The sequence below is a fragment of the Streptomyces sp. JH34 genome, assembly GCF_029428875.1.
Taxonomy (GTDB): Bacteria; Actinomycetota; Actinomycetes; order Streptomycetales; family Streptomycetaceae; genus Streptomyces.
Window position 1 is genome coordinate 923,132 of sequence record NZ_JAJSOO010000001.1, and the last position, 16,623, is coordinate 939,754.

Sequence of the window (16,623 nt, forward strand, 5' to 3'; positions counted from 1 at the left end):
CGCTGACCTGAAACCGACGGCGTGACCACCCATCCTTCTGCACGGCTGGACCGAGATCGCCGCGCCGGAGACACTTGACCCCAACTATGCCAAGGCCGACGCTCCACGTAACGCGCCTAGGCCAGCACACGCACACACGGGGGCAAGGTGCCGGACCAACCGATCGCCGGACGGTACGAGCTCCTGGAGGAGCTCAACAGCGGCGGTATGGGCGACGTATGGCGTGGTTACGACGCCGTCCTGGACCGGCCCGTCGCCGTGAAGGTGGTCCGGCGGCAGGCCGTCGCCGGTTCACCGCAGCTGGCCGAGGAGTTCGCCAAACGGTTCAAGCGGGAGGCGCGCATCACCGCGCGCATCCAGCACCCCGGGGTCCCGCAGGTGTTCGACGCGGTGCTCGACGACGCCTACGAGCGGCTCTTCCTCGTCATGGAGCTGGTCGACGGCGTCCCCCTGTCCGCGTACATCCACCCCGAGCGCCCACTGCCCGTCAGCTGGGCCGTGGCCGTCGCCGCGCAGGTCGCCACCGTGCTGTCGCACGCCCACGACGTGCCGGTGATCCACCGCGACCTCAAGCCGTCGAACATCCTGGTCGCCCGGGACGGGACGGTGAAGGTCCTCGACTTCGGAATCGCGGCGATCCTGCGCACGGACGTCACCAAGCTGACCGCGACCGGCAGCCCCATCGGCACCTACCAGTACATGGCACCGGAACAGGTTCGCGGCGGGCGCACCAGTCCGCAGACCGATCTGTACGCGCTGGGCTGCGTGTTGCACGAACTGCTCAGTGGACGGCCCCTGTTCACTGCCGACAGCGAGTACCTGGTGATGTACCAGCACGTGAACGCCGCTCCGGCCCCGTTGCGCCTGCTGCGACCGGACGTGCCGGAGTCCCTGGAGGAGCTGGTCCTGCACCTGCTGCTCAAGGCGCCGGAGGCGCGGCCCGCCGATGTCCAGGAGGTGTACGAGCGGCTTCGGCACTTCCTGCCCGCGCCCGGTGCGCGGCCCGCTCCCGGTGAGGCAGGGCCGCAGGGAGCGCCGGATCCGACCGCGATCTTCCGTGAGCCGTACGCGCCGCGTGCCCGCGCCCGTGCAGGACGGCCCGTGCCCACCACGGTCGATCCGGCCGCCGCACAGCCGGCCCCCGTCGCCGTGCCCGCGCAGCTGCGCGAGGAGATCGCGGAGGCGTACGCGCACTCCGACGCGCTGCTGGACGAGGAGCGGTTCGCCCAGGCCGCGGAGGTGCTGAGCGAGATCATCGAGCCGGCCGCGCGTGCCCTCGGCGCCGAGAGCAGGAAGGTCCTGGAGCTCCGGACGCAGCGCGCCGCGATCCGGCTGCTCGGCGGCGACTACCGAGCGGCGTTGCCCGAGTTCGACACCCTGGCCGACGCCTACGCGCGTACCGGCGGCCCCAGCAGTACGCAGGCACGTGCGTGCCGGGCCCAGGCTGCCCGGTGCCGTGCCGAACTGGGCCAGGCGACCGACGCGCTGGCCGCGCTACGGGGCGTTCTGGACATCGTCCGCGCCGTCGACGGCGACGTGAGCGACGAGGCGGTCGAGCTGCGCCGGGACATCGGCATGCTCCTGCTCGCCCAGGGACAGGCGCCTGAGGCGCAGCTGATCCTCGCGCCCCTCCACGACGATCTGTGCTTGGTGTACGGGCCGACGGACGACATGTCCGCAGAAGTCGCCGAGGTGCTGAGCCTGATCGAGCTCGACCTCGACGGCCCGACAGTGTGACCCGCCACCGCCTCTACGCCCGTAGCCTCCCCCGGAGAGTCCGCCCATGCCCCACCTCGCGTTCGACATCGACTTCTGTGCACAGCTCAGCAAGCTCCAGGGCAGCGTCAAGCAGGGCGTGTTCGATGCCTGGGAGAAGTTCGAGCGCCTCACCCTGGACCAGCTGTTCAAGGACCAGGGGCTGAAACTGGAAACGCTCAAGCGGGCCCGTGATCCGCACATCAGGACCATCCGCATCGATCAGGGGACGCGCGGGGTCGTCCTCGCACCGGACAGCGGTGACACGTACGTGCTGCTGCGCGTCATGCCGCACGACAAGGCGATCGCGTGGGCGGTCAAGCAGAAGGCCAGCATCAACACGGTCACCCGAGCCGTGGAGATCCGGGACATCGCCATGCTCGACGAACTCACGCCGGCGTACGAGCGGATCGCCCCGGTTCCCGATCAGCGGCTGTTCGCGAAGGTGTCCGACGGTGACATGGCCGCGCTCGGCATCGACGAGACCACCCTGCGGCAGGCTCGCGCGCTGTCCGACGCCGAACAGCTGGAGGTTTTCGCGCCCTACTTCCCGCAGGATCAGCGTGAGGTCCTGGAGTACCTGGCGGCCGGTTTCAGCGTCGAGGACGTCTGGCGGGACGTGGTGTCCGTGGCCATGTCCACCGTCTCCGCCGGTGATCCGCCGGTGGACACACAGGACTTCGCCACAGCGATTCAGCGCACCCGTGCGCGTATCGCTCTCGTCACCGCGTCGGAGGAGCTGCGCGACATCCTGGACAAGCCGTTCGCGGCCTGGCGGGTCTTCCTCCATCCGTCGCAGCACAAGGTCGCCTACCGCCCCTCGTACTCGGGCCCCGCCCAGGTCACCGGTGGACCCGGTACCGGGAAGACGGTCGTCGCCCTGCACCGGGTGCGCCACCTCCTGGGCCATCTGCGCGACGGCGACAGGGTGCTGCTGACGACGTACACGAACGCCCTGGTAGCGGCACTGCGCGCCGGTCTCGCCGCCTTGGTCGAGGACGAGGTGCTGCGCGACCGTGTCGACGTCATGACCGTCGACGCGTTCGCGGGCCGTGTCGTGTCGACGTCGCGGCGGCCGTTGCGAAGCGGTGAGGAGGAGGCCCGGTGGGAGAGGGCGGCCCGCGCCACCGGCTTCACCGGCACCGCGCAGTTCCTCGCGCAGGAGTACAAGCACGTGGTCCTGGCCCAGGACCTGCGCACCCTGGAGCAGTACGAGGCCTGTGAGCGACGAGGACGCGGCAGCGCTCTGCCCACGTCCGCCCGCGCTCTGGTGTGGCACACGGTCGAGGAGTTCACCGACCGGCTCGGCGCCGACGGGTTGCGCACCTACCTCGGAACATGCTCGGAGGCCGCGGATCTGCTGGAGACCTCAGGTCCGCCCTACCGGCACGTGGTCGTCGACGAGGCCCAGGACCTGCACCCGGCCCAGTGGCGGCTGCTGCGGGCCGCGGCTCCGGCGCGCCCGGACGACCTGTTCATCGCGGGCGACCCGCACCAGCGCATCTACGACACGAAGGTCTCCCTGAGGACGGTCGGTGTCAGGGTGACCGGCAGGTCGACGAAGATGCGCAAGAACTACCGCTCCACCCACGAGATCCTCAGCTGGTCCACCGCGCTCCTCGTCGGCCGGCCCTTCGAGCAACTGGCGGACGACGCCCGTAACGAGACCCTGCTCGGCTACCGTTCGGCCCTGCACGGCAGCGGGCCCGAGACGTTCGGCGGGGATTCGGAGGACGCCGAGCTCGACGCGCTGGTCACACGGGTCCGCGGTTGGCTCGACAGCGGTATCGCGCCGGGCGAGATCGGGGTCAGCGCCCGGTTCAACAAGACCTGCGACAGGGCGGTGGAACGCCTCAGGGCGGCGGGTCTCCCTGCCGTGCGGCTCCGGGGTGACTCGTCCACCGGCCTGGAGAGCGTGCAGATCGGCACGATGCACGCCTTCAAGGGGTTGGAGTTCCGGTGCGTCGCGGTCATCGGCGTCAGTGACGGAGCCCTGCCGTTCCCGAAGGCGGTCACCGCGGCCGAGGTGGACCGGCTCCAGCACGACGCGGACCTCCTGGCGGAGCGCTGCCTGCTGTTCGTCGCGTGCACCCGCGCCCGGGACGGGTTGTACGTGTCGTGGTGGGGCGACCCGAGTGAGTTCCTGGTGGAGGCAGGGCTGTGAAGGTCCGACGTCAGACGCGCCCTCCCGGCACGACCCACGGCGCCCCATGGTCCGACACCGCCCGGGCGGAGCACCGTCGCACGTCTTCGACGAAAGCGTCTCGCAAGGGTGCGGCAACTCTCTGCCACCGCCGCTGCATCATCTTGTGAAGGTCCGACCATGAATGTTCGGGTTCCTTGATCAGCTCTTGCGGGTGCGACTTACCTCAGAGTAACTAACTGGTCCATGAACCTCTTCAGTCGCAGCTCCCTGCTCCGCCGTCCGGAGCCTCGTCCGGAGGAGTCCACCACCGACCAGGCGGGCACCGGTGCCTCGGTCATGCCCGACCCCCGTCTGGCCGCTCTCACCGGGGAGTGGATGATCGACCCCGCGCACAGCAGGATCGGCTTCTCCGTACGGCACGCCATGGTGACGACCGTGCGCGGCTCGTTCACGGAGTACGAGAGCCGTCTCTACTTCGACGGGCGCAACCCGGCACGCTCCCGGGCCGAGATATCGATGGCCACCGCGAGCGTCGACACGGGTGTGGAGCAGCGGGACGCGCATCTGATCGGACGGGACTTCCTGGATGCCAGGAACCACCCGCGGATCGGCTTCACGAGCAGCGCAGTACAGCTCATCGGCAAGGACGTCTACCGCATGACGGGCGACCTCACGATCCGGGGCGTCACCGGGCCCGTGGTCCTGGACCTGACGTACATCGGTTACGTCACCGACCCCTTCGGCTACGAGCGTGTCGGGTTCGACGGGACCACCACCATCAACCGGTCCGACTGGGGTCTCACCTACAACGCCCGGCTGGCCGAGGGCGGCGCCATGGTGAGCGAGCGGCTGCGCCTCCAGTTCGACATCGCGGCGATCCGCACTCCGCCCGCTGCCTGACCCGCTCTCAGGCGCCGGTATCCGCGTTACGGTCGGGTGCACCCCGGAACGTGCAGCGGTAGGCGCGGGGTGACACTCCCAGCGCCACGTGGAAGTGCTGCCGTAGCGCGGTGCCGGTGCCGAAGCCCGCGTCAACGGCGATGCGGTCCACCGGCAGGTCGGTCTTCTCCAGCAACTGCCTTGCTCTGTCGACACGTAGCTGGGTGATCCACTGCATGGGCGTGAGACCGGCCTCCTGCCGGAAACGCCGGTTGAAGGTCCGTACGCTCATCGAGGCGCGGCCCGCCAGCTCGGCCAGCTTCAGGGGCTGGTCCAAGTGCCGGAGGGCGAACTCCCGGGCCGGAGCCGTCGAGCACTGCTCGGGCGGGGTGACCGGGCGTTCGACGAACTGGGCCTGTCCGCCTTCTCGGTGGGGTGGTACCACGGTTCCGCGGGCCACCGTGTTGGCGACCGCCGCCCCGTGGTCGGTACGGATCATGTGAAGGCAGAGATCGATACCGGAGGCGACACCCGCCGAGGTGAGGACGCCCCGGTCGTCGGTGTAGAGCACGTCGGCGTCCACCTCGATCTCCGGGTAGAGCGTCCGGAATTCCTCGCACGACTTCCAGTGCGTCGTCGCACGCCGCCCGTGCAGCAGTCCGGCCGCCGCGAGGACGAACGAGCCGGTGCAGATGGACGCCACCCGTGCTCCGCGGGGGATCCGCTCCAGGGCACGGGCCACCTCCGCGTCGATCCGGCCACGTTCCTGTGCCCCGTAGTCCTCCTGGGCCGCCGGCACGATGACGGTGTCCGCGTGCTCCAGCGCCTCGGGGCCGGCCGCCACGTTGATCGTGAAATCGGTGTCCGTCGGCACGACGCCCGGCCTCGGTGTGCAGGTGACGAGTTCGTACAGGGGCTCACCGGACGTCGAGACCGCCTGGGCGAACAGACGGTGCACGATCCCGAGCTCCATCGGCAGCAGCCCGGGGCGTACGAGCACGACCACTCGATGCCTCTTCTTCACCATGGCCAGATTCTTGCAGAAGCAGTCCATCTCGCCAGTGGTTGCCCCGCAGTCACACGATGACGATCGACGCATGGAAGCAATCACCGGCCGTTCGCACCGCGGCCACCTCGGCCGGCTCCGCCATCGCGCCCTTCCCCCGCGCCGGGGCATCCTCGGTCACCGCGCGTGGTGGGTGGCGGCTGTCGCGCTGCTCGCGATCGTCGTGGCCGGGGCCTTCTCGACCCTGCCCGGCCTGCTCGCCGGGCCTCTGCGGCAGGAATTCGGCTGGTCCCGCGGATCGATCGGTCTCGCGACCTCGGTGAACATGGTCCTGTACGGTCTCACCGCCCCGTTCGCCGCCGCCCTCATGGACCGCTTCGGCATGCGCCGCGTCGTGGTCGTCGCACTCGTGCTCATCGCCTCAGGGGCCGCGCTCACCTCCGTCATGACGACGGCCTGGCAGTTCACCCTGTACTGGGGTGTGCTCGTCGGTCTGGGCACCGGCTCCACGGCGACGGCCTTCGGGGCCACGGTCACCCAGCGCTGGTTCGTCAGGCGACGCGGTCTGGTCACCGGTCTGCTCGCCTCCGGGAGCGTCTTCGGTCAGATGGTGTTCCTTCCGGCGCTGTCCTGGGTCGTGGACCGGCACGGGTGGCGCCCCTCCCTCGTCACCCTCGTACTCGCGGCGTGCACGACGGTGCCGCTGGTGTGGCTCGTGCTGCGCGACCACCCCGCGGACGTCGGGCGTGAGCCCTACGGCGCCGCTTTCCAGGTACCGCGCCCCGTCCCCCACGACGGCGCGGGCCGCAGAGCACTCACGCTTCTGGGCGACGCGGCACGCACACGTCCCTTCTGGCTGATGGCGGGTGCGTACGCGATCTGCGGGGCGTCCACCAACGGCATCATGTGGACCCACTTCACCCCGGCCGCCCACGACCACGGCATGCCAGCCACGACGGCGTCGTCGCTGCTGGCGGCCATCGGGGTCTTCAACGTGATCGGAACCGTGGCGTCCGGGTGGGCCACGGACCGCCGTGACCCGCGTCAACTGCTCGCGGTCTTCTTCGCGCTGCGCGGGCTGCTCCTGATGTGCCTGCCGATGCTGATGAGCGCCACGGTGGAGCCGCCGATGGTGGCCTTCGTCATCGCCTTCGGTCTGCTCGATCTCGCCACCGTGCCCCCGGTGGTCGCGCTGTGCCGTGAGGTCTACGGTGACGGCGGCGCGGTGGTGTTCGGCTGGGTCGGCGCGGCGCACCAGGTCGGTGCCGCTCTGGCCGCCTACGGAGGCGGAGCGGCCCGCGACGCCTTCGGGACATACGCTCCCGTCTGGGTGACTCTCGGCGCCCTGTGCGCCGCGGCGGCTCTGCTGTCGCTGCTCGTCCGGCGCGCCTCCCCGGCCGGCCGAGCCGACGGCAGGCGGTCAACCGCCGTAGACCGCCTGTGAGTCCGCGAGCACCTCCGCGAAGTCGTCGGCGAGGGACGTCGCTTCGGCGGGGGTCAGGGTGGCGGTCGTGACGCGCACACCGGGCGGGGACGCGATACGGAAACGTGTCCCCGCAGCGATCCACCAGCCCCGTGTGCGCAGCCCGTTGACCACGGCGGATTCGTCCCGGACGGGCACCCACACGTTGAGGCCGCTCCGCCCGTGGGACGCGATCCCGCGCTCGCCCAGCGCCACGCCCAGGGCGTCGCGACGGACGGCGTACGTGCGCGCGGCACCGGCCACCAGCCGCGTCACCTCCGGGTCGGTCAACAGGGCGGCGACGGTGGCCTGGAGGATGTGACTGACCCATCCGGACGTGAGCAGCATCCGCCCGTCGTGGCGCGCGAGGGTGGCGGCGTCGCAGGCGAGGGCGGCCCAGCGCAGATCGATCCCCAGATGCTTGGACACCGTACGCACATGGGCCCAGCGGGGCAGGTCCCCTGACGTGAGGGTCACCGCGTCCGCTCCGGCGATGTCCGCGTTGTGGTCGTCCTCCACCACCAGCGTGTCGGGGAAGTCGCGCAGGACGGAGAGGAGTTCGTCCCTGCGTCCCGGGGTGAAGCGGGCGCCGAGCGGGCTCTGGCCGCGAGGGCTGCACACCAGGGCCCGGGCCCCCGCACGGAGTGCGGAGCGCAGGGCCGCCGGGCGCAGGCCTTCGTCGTCGACCGTCACGGGCAGCATGCGCAGTCCGAGGGCCGGAACCAGGTCGAGCAGATGGTGGAAGCCCGGGTCCTCGACGGCCACGGCGTCACCGGGTCTGAGTTCGGTGGACAGCAGCCTGGCGATGCAGTCCAGGGCGCCGTGGGCGAAGGTCAACGCGCCGGTGGGGACACCGTCGCGGGCCAGCCAGGCGCGGGCCGCGTCCTCGAGGACGGCGAGCCTCGGCGAGGCACGGTGCGATCCTGGCACGGGCTCCACGCGCGCGGGCGGGGTGAGCACCGGGAGCCATCCGGGATCCGGGTGCCCGCCCGCCAGATCACGGAGGCCGGTGGGCACACGCGGAGGACGGCGCGAGGTGACGGCGGGGGCGGACGCCACCACTGTGCCACCGCGCCCCAGAGTCACCACCACCCCGCGTACGCGCAGCTCCTTGTAGGCCGCCGCGACCGTGCCGGCACTGACTCCGAGCTCTTCGGCCAGCCGCCGTACAGGAGGCAGCGAAGCGCCCGGCTGCAGCACGCCGTCGGCCACACCGCTCTCGGCGGACGCAGCGATCTCCCTGGCCGTACCGCCGACGATCCCATATTGTTCTGCCACAGACAATAGTTTGTACCGATACAAAAATGGTGTCAAGGGGGATCCTGATGAAACCGAGGCCGAGACGCGTACCGTTCACCGACCGCCTCAAGGTCCCGGGCGGCCGTGACGGACGGCGCATGCTGGTGGTCGCCGTCATCGACAAGGTGGGCACCGGCCTGTGGACGGGAGCGGCCACGCTCTACTTCGTCTATGTCGCACACCTGTCGATCGCGCAGATCGGCGTGCTCATGGGCCTGTCCGGCATCCTCGGGGTGGCCGGGCCACCGCTCGCCGGACGGCTGGCCGACCGCTTCCCGGTGACCCGCATCCTGGTCGTCGCCCAACTGGCCCGCGGAGCAGCCCTCCTGGCCCTGCTGACGACGGACGACTACGCGCTGCTGGTGCTGTTCTCGGCCCTGGGGTCCCTGCCCGACCGCGCGTCGAGTGTCCTGACCAAGCTGTTCGCCGCGCGGGTCGCCGGTCCGCACCGCATCCGCTACCAGGCGATCCAGCGCACCGCAGTGAACATCGGGTGGGCCGTCGGCGCCGCCGGGGCCGCCGCCGCGCTGACCGTGGGCACCACCGCCTCCTACCAGGCCCTCCTGCTGGCCGACGTCGCGTCGTACGCCGTCATCGGGGCCCTGACCTTCCGCTGCGCCGAACCACCGGCCCCCAGCCGCGTCGTCGCGTCCCCGGCCACCGGCGCCGGCCCCTCCCCCGCCGCGTCGGACCGCCGCACCTCCCGAACCGTGCCCGCACCCGCGACTCCCTGGCGGGACCGCCGCTACCTCGCGTTCACCGGTTCGGAGATCTGGCTGTTCCTGGACGACAGCATCCTCCAGGTGGGGTTCCCCCTGTGGATCGTCCACGCCACCGACGCCCCGGTCGGACTGGCACCGCTCGTCCTCGTCCTGAACAGCGTGTTGGTGATCGCCCTCCAGGTCCCCCTGTCGCGCTTCGGGGAGACGAGGGCAGCCGCCCGCCGGCTGCTCGTCCCGATCGGCGCGGCCTTCCTGACGGGAGGCTTGGCGCTCGCAGCCTCTGCCGTCGGAGGCCCCTGGTTCGCCACCGCCACCGTCCTCCTCGCCGCCGTCGCGTTCACCCTCGCGGAGATCCTGCACTCACTCGCGTCATGGGAACTCTCCGTCGCCCTCGCCCCCGGGGAGGCACAGGGCGCCTATCTCGGTGTGCACGGCCTGGCGCAGTCCGCCCAGCGCAGCCTCGGCCCCGTCGTCGTGGGGGCCGCGGTGGGCGCCGGCCCGTTCGCCTGGCCTGTGCTCGGTGCCACGCTCGTGCTGGCCTGCCTGGCGCAGCACCGGCTCGTCCGGCCGGACGCCGCGCCGGCACAGGCCGCCGTCGGAGGCGCCAAGGCATCGGAGGCACCCGCCGCCGGGGGCTGAACCAGCATGCTCCGCAAGGCCGTTGGGGTTAGGTTGTACGACAGAGGGTTCACGCCTCGGTTGGACGACGGAACGGTGCACATGACCGACCACACGACAGAGCGCGATTCGGCGCAGCAGAAGATCGACACGTCGGTGCCGCACTCGGCCAGGATCTGGAACCACTGGCTGGGCGGCAAGGACAACTACCCCGTCGACGAGCAGGCCGGGGACGCGTACAGCGCCGTCTTCCCGGGCATCGTCACCGTGGCCCGCAGCAGCCGCGCCTTCCTGGGCCGCACCATCGCCCACCTGGTGACCGAGGCCGGCATCCGGCAGTTTCTGGACGTCGGAACGGGCCTGCCCACCGAGGACAACACCCACGAGGTCGCCCAACGGCTGGCCCCCGAAGCCAGGATCGTGTACGTCGACCACGATCCCCTGGTGCTGGCACACGCCCGCGCCCTGCTCACCTCCACACCCGAGGGCGCGACCTCCTATGTGAACGCCGACCTCGCCGACCCCGACCGCATCCTCTCGGCCGCCGCCGCGACTCTGGACCTGAGCCGGCCCACCGCCCTGATCCTGAGCAACATCCTGGGCCACGTCGGTGACCACGAGGAGGCACGCGCCATCGTCACGCGGCTGATGGAGGGGCTTCCGGCCGGCAGCTACCTTTCCGTCAACGACGGGTCACGAGGCGTCGACGCCGACTACGAAAGGGCCCAGGACGCCTACAACGAGACCGGGGCCGTCCCCTACTTCCTGCGTCCCGTCGACCGGATCACGGCGTTCTTCGACGGTCTGGAGTTGCTGGAACCGGGAGTCGTGTCGGTCCCCTTCTGGCGCCCGGACCCCACCGCGCCCGCCCCGCGGCTCATCGGCGAGCACGGCGGTCTGGCCCGCAAGCCCTGATCGCGGTTCGGGACATCTGACCCGCGGGCGGCCGTCGAGCGGCACACCCCCGCCCGCGGTCCCGGGCGGCGAGGCCGAGGTGACGCCGTACCGTGGCGGGCAGGCCGCCCGGAGGCGTCGTCTAGCCGGCGTCCGCGGCGTCCGCGGCGTCCAAAACATCGTCCCCCGAAGGGGCTCGCACGCCCAGCGGTTCGTCGAAGGCGCTGAAGGCCGTGGTACTGCGGTAGTCGGTGCCCTTGTAGCGGACCTCGAGGAGGTACGGCTTGCCCTCGGTGGCGACGTAGAAGGTGTAGGTGCCCTTCGCCTCCGCCTCCGCCTCGTCGGCCTCGTCGGTGACCCGCAACGCGACTGCCGGACGGCCGCCGATCTCGGTCCGGTCTCCCTTCACGGCCTTCCCGAAGGCACTGAACGGCCAGGTGCAGTCGACCAGCCCGTCCCCGGGCTTCGCGTTGGCGGCAGGGGTCTTGATCCAGCGGTCCTGCGCCTTGCCTCCGGCCGCCTTGCCGCCCGACCACCGGTCGAGGTACACCCGGTCCGGGCGTACGTAGTCGGTGTCGTCGATCCGGATCTGTTCGAGGCTGCCGCCCTCGGTCCAGGTGATCTTGTTCGTGCACCGGCCCCTGAGATCGGTGGTCTGCCGACTGGAGTAACTGCTGCCGGCGGCCCCTGTGGTCGACGAGGCGATGGTGACCGTCTTCAACCTGCCCATCGTCCTGTGGGCCTCGTCCAGCAACGCGTCGGCGGAGAGCTCCTCGTCGTGCCCGCCCTCGCCCGTGCAGCCGGTGAGGGCGGCTCCCAGCAGCAGGCCTGCCAGTACCGACGTCACGGTTTTCTTGCGCACACAGACCCCCTGATCATGGGCGGATCACACTACGGCACCCGCGGAGGGGGCGATCGGACACCCCCGGCCACCAGGCCCCTCGCCGCCGGCGCCGGCCCGCAGACCACAAGCCACAGGCCACCCACGGGCCCGACGCCCTGGCACACCCGCCGCTCCTGGCGTGCCGTCAGCAGGGCTCCACGCAGCGGATTCGCGGGTCACGGCGGACCTTTCCCCGTTCGACGGCGGGCCACGGGTCAGGGGGTAGCGTGAGCGAACACGAGTCCGTCCTGGCCTCCCGGCCGCACGAGGTGACGAACGATGAACGCGTACCCGCTGCCCACGCCCCATCCCACGAGCGCGCACCCCGCCCGCGTCTACAACGTCTGGCTGGGCGGCAAGGACCACTATCCGGTGGACCAGGAGGCGGCCGAGCTCGCCGCGACCGCGAATCCGACGATCGTGCCGTCGGTCCGGGCCAACCGGGCCTTCCTCGGCCGCGCCGTACGTCACCTCGCCGCAGCCGGGATCCGTCAGTTCCTGGACATCGGCACAGGCATTCCCGCCGCGGACAACACGCATGAGGTCGCCCAGCGGGCCGCACCCGAATCGCGTGTCGTGTACGTCGACAACGACCCGATCGTCCTCACCCACGCCCGGGCACTGCTGGTCAGCGGCCCCGAGGGGCAGACCGACTACGTGCAGGCGGACGCGCGGGACGTGGACACGATCCTCGACGAGGCCGCGCGCATCCTTGATCTCGACCGGCCGGTCGGCCTGCTGCTGGTGGCGATCCTGCAGTACGTCAAGGACGCCGAGGACCCGTGGGACATCACCCGCCGGCTGCTGGAGCGTCTGGCCCCCGGCAGCTATCTCGTCCTGTCGCACCCCGCCGCCGACGTCACGGCCCCCGAGGTCGCCGAGTCCATGCGGATCTACAACGAGCGCGCCGCCGGCCACGCCTCCGCCACCCCGCGCGGCCAGAAGGAGGTGGCACGGTTCTTCGATGGTCTGGAGATCCTGGAACCGGGTGTGGTCACCCTGACGCGCTGGCGTCCCGGGCCGTCCGACGTCCCGGACGACACCCTGCCCATGTGGTGCGGCGTCGCCCGCAAGGCCTGACGTTCCGCGTCAAGGGCTCGCGCGTCCACGCGGACCGTCCGCGTCCTCATGTGGCGCTGCGTTCGCTCGCCTCCCGCAGGTCACGGTCCACAGCGCGTTCGCACGCCGGGTCGGGCGCGGGGCCGGCGCCGCCAGGCAGGCCCGCGCGCAGGAGTTCGCGCCAGTGTTCCTGGCTCCAGTCGGCCGGGGCCGTGGTGCGGATGAAGTCCTCGACCAGGGCACGGAACCGGGCGGGGTCGCTGTGGAAGGGGAAGTGTCCCGCGCCCTCGAAGATCTCGAGGCGGCTGCCGGGCATGGCCGCGTGGGCGCCGTGGGCGTGGCGGACGGGGACGACGCCGTCCCGCGAACCCCAGAGCAGGAGAGTGGGCATGCCCTGGGCCAGGTAGCAGCGGTCCAGCATCGTGACCGTCTGACCGCGCCAGTCGACCACCGCCCTCAGCGTGCTGATGAACGCGCTGCGGGAGGTGGCGTCGGGGAGTGCGTCCATGAGGTCGAGCAGTTCGCCGGCGTCCTGGCCGAGGTCGGTGTCGAGCAGCTTGATCAGCCGGGTGAAGAGGCTGACCTGACCGCGCATGCCGGGAAGGCGCAAGGCGGACAGCATGAGGTCGGCGCCCGGGAGGGACACCGCTCTCAGGACGGGGTTCACCTCCCGCCCCACGCCTCCCGCGCTCACCAGGATGAGCCGGTCGGTGCGTTCGGGGTACTGGTAGGCGAACTGCATGGCCACACCGCCACCGAGCGAATGGCCGACCAGGGTGGCACGTTCGATGCCGAGGACGCCCAGGAGGTCCCTGATGCCGTTCGCGTAGCCGGCCACCGAGTAGTCGGCCCGGGGTTTGTCCGAGTCCCCGTGGCCGAGCAGGTCGGGGGCGATCACGGTGTGGTGGCGGGCCAGCTCGGGAATGACCTCGGCCCAGGTCGCCGAGGAGTCGCCGATACCGTGGATGAGCAGGACGGCGGGCCCCTCCCCGGCCATCCTGTAGGCACGGCGGTAGCCGTGGATGATCCGGTGGGACAGCCCCACGCTCTGCTCGGCCCGTCGTCCGCGTGCTGGTGCGCCGGCCACGGCACCGCCTCCGTCTGCTGCTCCGACGATTCCCGAGCGAGGGTAGGAACCTCCCGCGCCGGGCGAATTACCGGGACGTTGCAGGCGACACCCGGACGGAACCCGGGTGGTCGTGCGCCGCCCCGGCATTCGTAACACGCGCGCGGCGGGCACGCCGGAAGACGCGCCCTGTGAGCCTCGCGGCACCACCTGTGCACGCAACAGCCCCTCGGCTGCCATGGTTTCGTGGACGGCGCCACCCCCGGACTGCGCTCCCCCGACGGAACGGGCCCTCTCCGGCCACGGAAGTCCTGTCGTCGTGCCCGCACCACCGACACCGAGGCCGAGCGCGGATCCAGCCGATCATCGGGAAGGATCCGGAGCCCCCCGCACGCTGATCCGCCGGTTCGCTCTCCGCCCGCTGCCGCGCCGGCACCCTGCCTCACATATTTGCACACCGAATCTACCCATCTCGCCCGCGGCCCATCGCCCGAACCTCTCCGGACGGGGCCCCGGGCGGACCGGAAGCCTGGTCGCGTGCCGTGCGCCGGTTTCCCTCCTCCCGAGGGCGGACTGGGTAGTTACAACCCTTTTCCACCATGTTGAGAACCTTCCCGGATCAAGAAAAGATCTCGAGCACGGGTTTGGATCTGGCTCTCTATGTGCACAATGACTCGTCCGCTGATCACACTTTCGCGGTTCTGATCCTTAAGGACACGAAACGTTCATCTACGATTGCGAACTTTTTCTTGTCAGCACATCTGGTACGGCTGGTGATCCCCCCGCTGAACGCGACACCTGCCGCCCCTCACGCCTTCACCGCTCGACGAGTGCGGACACGCCTCCGCCCCGCGTCCGTCGGGGGTAGAAGATGACCTCATCCCCGCTGACGGACCGGGAGATCTCTCTCGTACGCACCAGCCTCAACGTGGTGGCGCCCCAGGCGACCGAGATGACCGTCTACTTCTACGCCATCCTGTTCGCCCGGTACCCCGATGTACGCGGACTGTTCCCCGAGAACATGGACGTGCAGCGCGACCGTCTGCTGCGCGGCCTGCTGCGCATCATCGATCTCGTGGACGACGTCGACAACCTCGTGCGGTTCTGCTCCCGTCTCGGCCGGGACCATCGGAAGTTCGGAACCCTGGGGGCCCACTACCCGGCGGTGGGGGAATGCCTGGTGGCGTCTCTGGCCCGCTTCGCGGGTACCGCGTGGAACGACGAGGTCGCCTCCGCCTGGACCCGCGCCTACAGCGTCGCGGCCCAGGTCATGATCGACGCCGCCGAGGACGACACGCGACTGCGCCCGGCCTCCTGGGAGGCCCAGATCGTCCGGCACGAACACCGCGGTAACGGCATCGCCGAGATCACCGTGCTGCCCGACCAGCCGTACCCCTTCGTCGCCGGCCAGTACGTCAGCGTCGAGACCCCCTGGTACCCGCGCACGTGGCGCCACTACTCCCCCGCCCACCTGCCACGCACGGACCACACGCTCACGTTCCACGTGCGGGCCGTCCACCGGGGCCAGGTGAGCAACGCCCTCGTGCACCACGCGGTCCCTGGGCACAGGGTGCGGCTCGGGCCGCCGCAGGGTGACATGACCCTTGCCGCGGCAGGCGACCGCGACCTGCTGTTCGTGGCGGGCGGCACCGGCCTGGCACCCATCCGCGCCCTGATCGAGGAAGCCGCCGTCTCCGGGATGCGCCGCTACGCGGACCTGTTCGTGGGGGCACGGACCGCCGAGGAGCTCTACGGCCTCGACGACATGCTGCGCCTGGCCCAACGCCATCACTGGCTGTCCGTCAGGGCGGCCGTCTCCCACCAGAGCATTCCCGGTCAGCAGGGGACACTCCCGCAGGTCCTGCGTGAATTCGGCCCCTGGGACCGGCACGAAGCCTTCCTGTGCGGCCCGCCCGACATGGTCACCAGCGCGGTGCACACCCTCAGGCAGCAGGGCACACCGCTGTCCCACATCCATCACGACCCGCTCGACACGCCCGTGCTCACCGCTCCCCTCATACCGCCCCGACCCGGTCAGGAGATCGACCAGCTGTGACCCGTCACGACGCAACCCCCTCGCGGGGAGAGCGCATGCTGCAGAACCACCTCGGCACCGGCGAACGCGCCGACGCGTTCTACGACCGGCAGGTACGCCCGCACCTCACTGCGGACATGGGTGACTTCATCGGCCGCCAGTCGATGGTGTTCCTCTCCACCGCCGACTCCCGCGGGCATTGCGACGCGACGTTCCGCGCGGGGCCTCCGGGATTCGTGACGGTGCTGGACGACCGGACCCTGGCCTACCCCGAGTACCGCGGGAACGGCGTGATGGCCAGCGCCGGCAACATCACCGAGAATCCGCACATCGGTCTGCTCTTCATGGACTTCACCCGCGATCACATCGGGCTGCACGTCAACGGCTCGGCCCAGCTCGTCGGCGACCAGGAACTCCGTGCCGCGCATCCCTGGATACCCGCCGACACCGCTCCCGGAAGGCACCCCGTGCTGTGGACGCTGATCAGCGTCCACGAGGCCTACGTGCACTGCTCGAAGCACATCCCGCACCTCGAGCCGGCACCCCGCCCCCTGGGCCTCGCGCGCAGCCGCCCCAAGGACGCCGACTACTTCACCGGCACCCCCACGGAGGCCGTGGGGGCCGGTCACGGCCGGCACGAGCACGACCGGGGAGCCCCGTCGGAGCACCCCGCGATCGGTTACCACGACCGCTGAGCAAGGCGGCCGCGGACGGTTTCGACCTGCTCGGAACCGGCTGGGGGAACCTCGTCCGCAGGCATCGGAATCGCGTGCATGGGTGGCGATGAGCAGGGCACACG

General features: G+C 70.8%; 13 protein-coding genes. 9 read left to right on the forward strand and 4 right to left on the reverse strand.

The window, feature by feature from the left end; translation table 11 throughout:
* Positions 1 to 207 precede the first annotated feature (207 nt).
* From LWJ43_RS04285 to LWJ43_RS04295, 3 genes are all read left to right on the forward strand, one after another.
* Positions 208 to 1,737, forward strand: a complete 1,530-nt coding sequence (locus LWJ43_RS04285) for a serine/threonine-protein kinase (protein WP_462100938.1) — start codon at positions 208 to 210, stop codon at positions 1,735 to 1,737.
* A 46-nt stretch (positions 1,738 to 1,783) separates the two neighbouring features.
* On the forward strand, positions 1,784 to 3,919 hold the full coding sequence (locus LWJ43_RS04290; protein WP_277330929.1) for a UvrD-helicase domain-containing protein: 2,136 nt from the start codon (positions 1,784 to 1,786) through the stop codon (positions 3,917 to 3,919).
* 225 nt (positions 3,920 to 4,144) lie between these two features.
* Entirely contained in the window at positions 4,145 to 4,801 is a 657-nt protein-coding gene (locus LWJ43_RS04295) for a YceI family protein (protein WP_277330930.1), read from the forward strand.
* A 7-nt stretch (positions 4,802 to 4,808) separates the two neighbouring features.
* Here LWJ43_RS04295 and LWJ43_RS04300 read toward each other — a convergent pair whose 3' ends face one another.
* Positions 4,809 to 5,807, reverse strand: coding sequence for a GlxA family transcriptional regulator (locus LWJ43_RS04300; RefSeq protein ID WP_277330931.1), 999 nt, complete (start codon positions 5,805 to 5,807; stop codon positions 4,809 to 4,811).
* Positions 5,808 to 5,877: 70 nt separating this feature from the next.
* On the opposite strand from LWJ43_RS04300, the gene LWJ43_RS04305 reads away from it, so the two are divergent.
* Positions 5,878 to 7,230 carry an MFS transporter gene (locus LWJ43_RS04305; protein WP_277330932.1) on the forward strand — a complete coding sequence of 451 codons (1,353 nt, stop codon included), beginning with the start codon at positions 5,878 to 5,880 and terminating at the stop codon, positions 7,228 to 7,230.
* Here the strand turns inward: LWJ43_RS04305 and LWJ43_RS04310 are convergent.
* Positions 7,207 to 8,526 carry a GntR family transcriptional regulator gene (locus tag LWJ43_RS04310; protein WP_277330933.1) on the reverse strand — a complete coding sequence of 440 codons (1,320 nt, stop codon included), beginning with the start codon at positions 8,524 to 8,526 and terminating at the stop codon, positions 7,207 to 7,209. The genes LWJ43_RS04305 and LWJ43_RS04310 overlap by 24 nt on opposite strands.
* A gap of 47 nt (positions 8,527 to 8,573) precedes the next feature.
* Here LWJ43_RS04310 and LWJ43_RS04315 point away from each other — a divergent pair, with 47 nt between their 5' ends.
* Positions 8,574 to 9,908, forward strand: a complete 1,335-nt coding sequence (locus LWJ43_RS04315; protein ID WP_277330934.1) for an MFS transporter — start codon at positions 8,574 to 8,576, stop codon at positions 9,906 to 9,908.
* An 81-nt stretch (positions 9,909 to 9,989) separates the two neighbouring features.
* Positions 9,990 to 10,802, forward strand: a complete 813-nt coding sequence (locus tag LWJ43_RS04320; RefSeq protein ID WP_277330935.1) for an SAM-dependent methyltransferase — start codon at positions 9,990 to 9,992, stop codon at positions 10,800 to 10,802.
* A gap of 121 nt (positions 10,803 to 10,923) precedes the next feature.
* Here LWJ43_RS04320 and LWJ43_RS04325 read toward each other — a convergent pair whose 3' ends face one another.
* Positions 10,924 to 11,643, reverse strand: coding sequence for a hypothetical protein (locus LWJ43_RS04325; RefSeq protein ID WP_277330936.1), 720 nt, complete (start codon positions 11,641 to 11,643; stop codon positions 10,924 to 10,926).
* Positions 11,644 to 11,943: 300 nt separating this feature from the next.
* Here LWJ43_RS04325 and LWJ43_RS04330 point away from each other — a divergent pair, with 300 nt between their 5' ends.
* Positions 11,944 to 12,744, forward strand: coding sequence for an SAM-dependent methyltransferase (locus LWJ43_RS04330; RefSeq protein ID WP_277330937.1), 801 nt, complete (start codon positions 11,944 to 11,946; stop codon positions 12,742 to 12,744).
* 46 nt (positions 12,745 to 12,790) lie between these two features.
* Here LWJ43_RS04330 and LWJ43_RS04335 read toward each other — a convergent pair whose 3' ends face one another.
* A complete protein-coding gene (locus tag LWJ43_RS04335; RefSeq protein WP_277330938.1) occupies positions 12,791 to 13,810 on the reverse strand; it encodes an alpha/beta fold hydrolase in 1,020 nt (339 codons plus the stop codon).
* An 850-nt stretch (positions 13,811 to 14,660) separates the two neighbouring features.
* Between LWJ43_RS04335 and LWJ43_RS04340 the strand changes: the two genes are divergently transcribed.
* On the forward strand, positions 14,661 to 15,845 hold the full coding sequence (locus LWJ43_RS04340; RefSeq protein ID WP_277330939.1) for a globin domain-containing protein: 1,185 nt from the start codon (positions 14,661 to 14,663) through the stop codon (positions 15,843 to 15,845).
* Between the two features lie 35 nt (positions 15,846 to 15,880).
* Entirely contained in the window at positions 15,881 to 16,519 is a 639-nt protein-coding gene (locus tag LWJ43_RS04345; protein WP_277330940.1) for a pyridoxamine 5'-phosphate oxidase family protein, read from the forward strand.
* Positions 16,520 to 16,623: the final 104 nt, after the last annotated feature.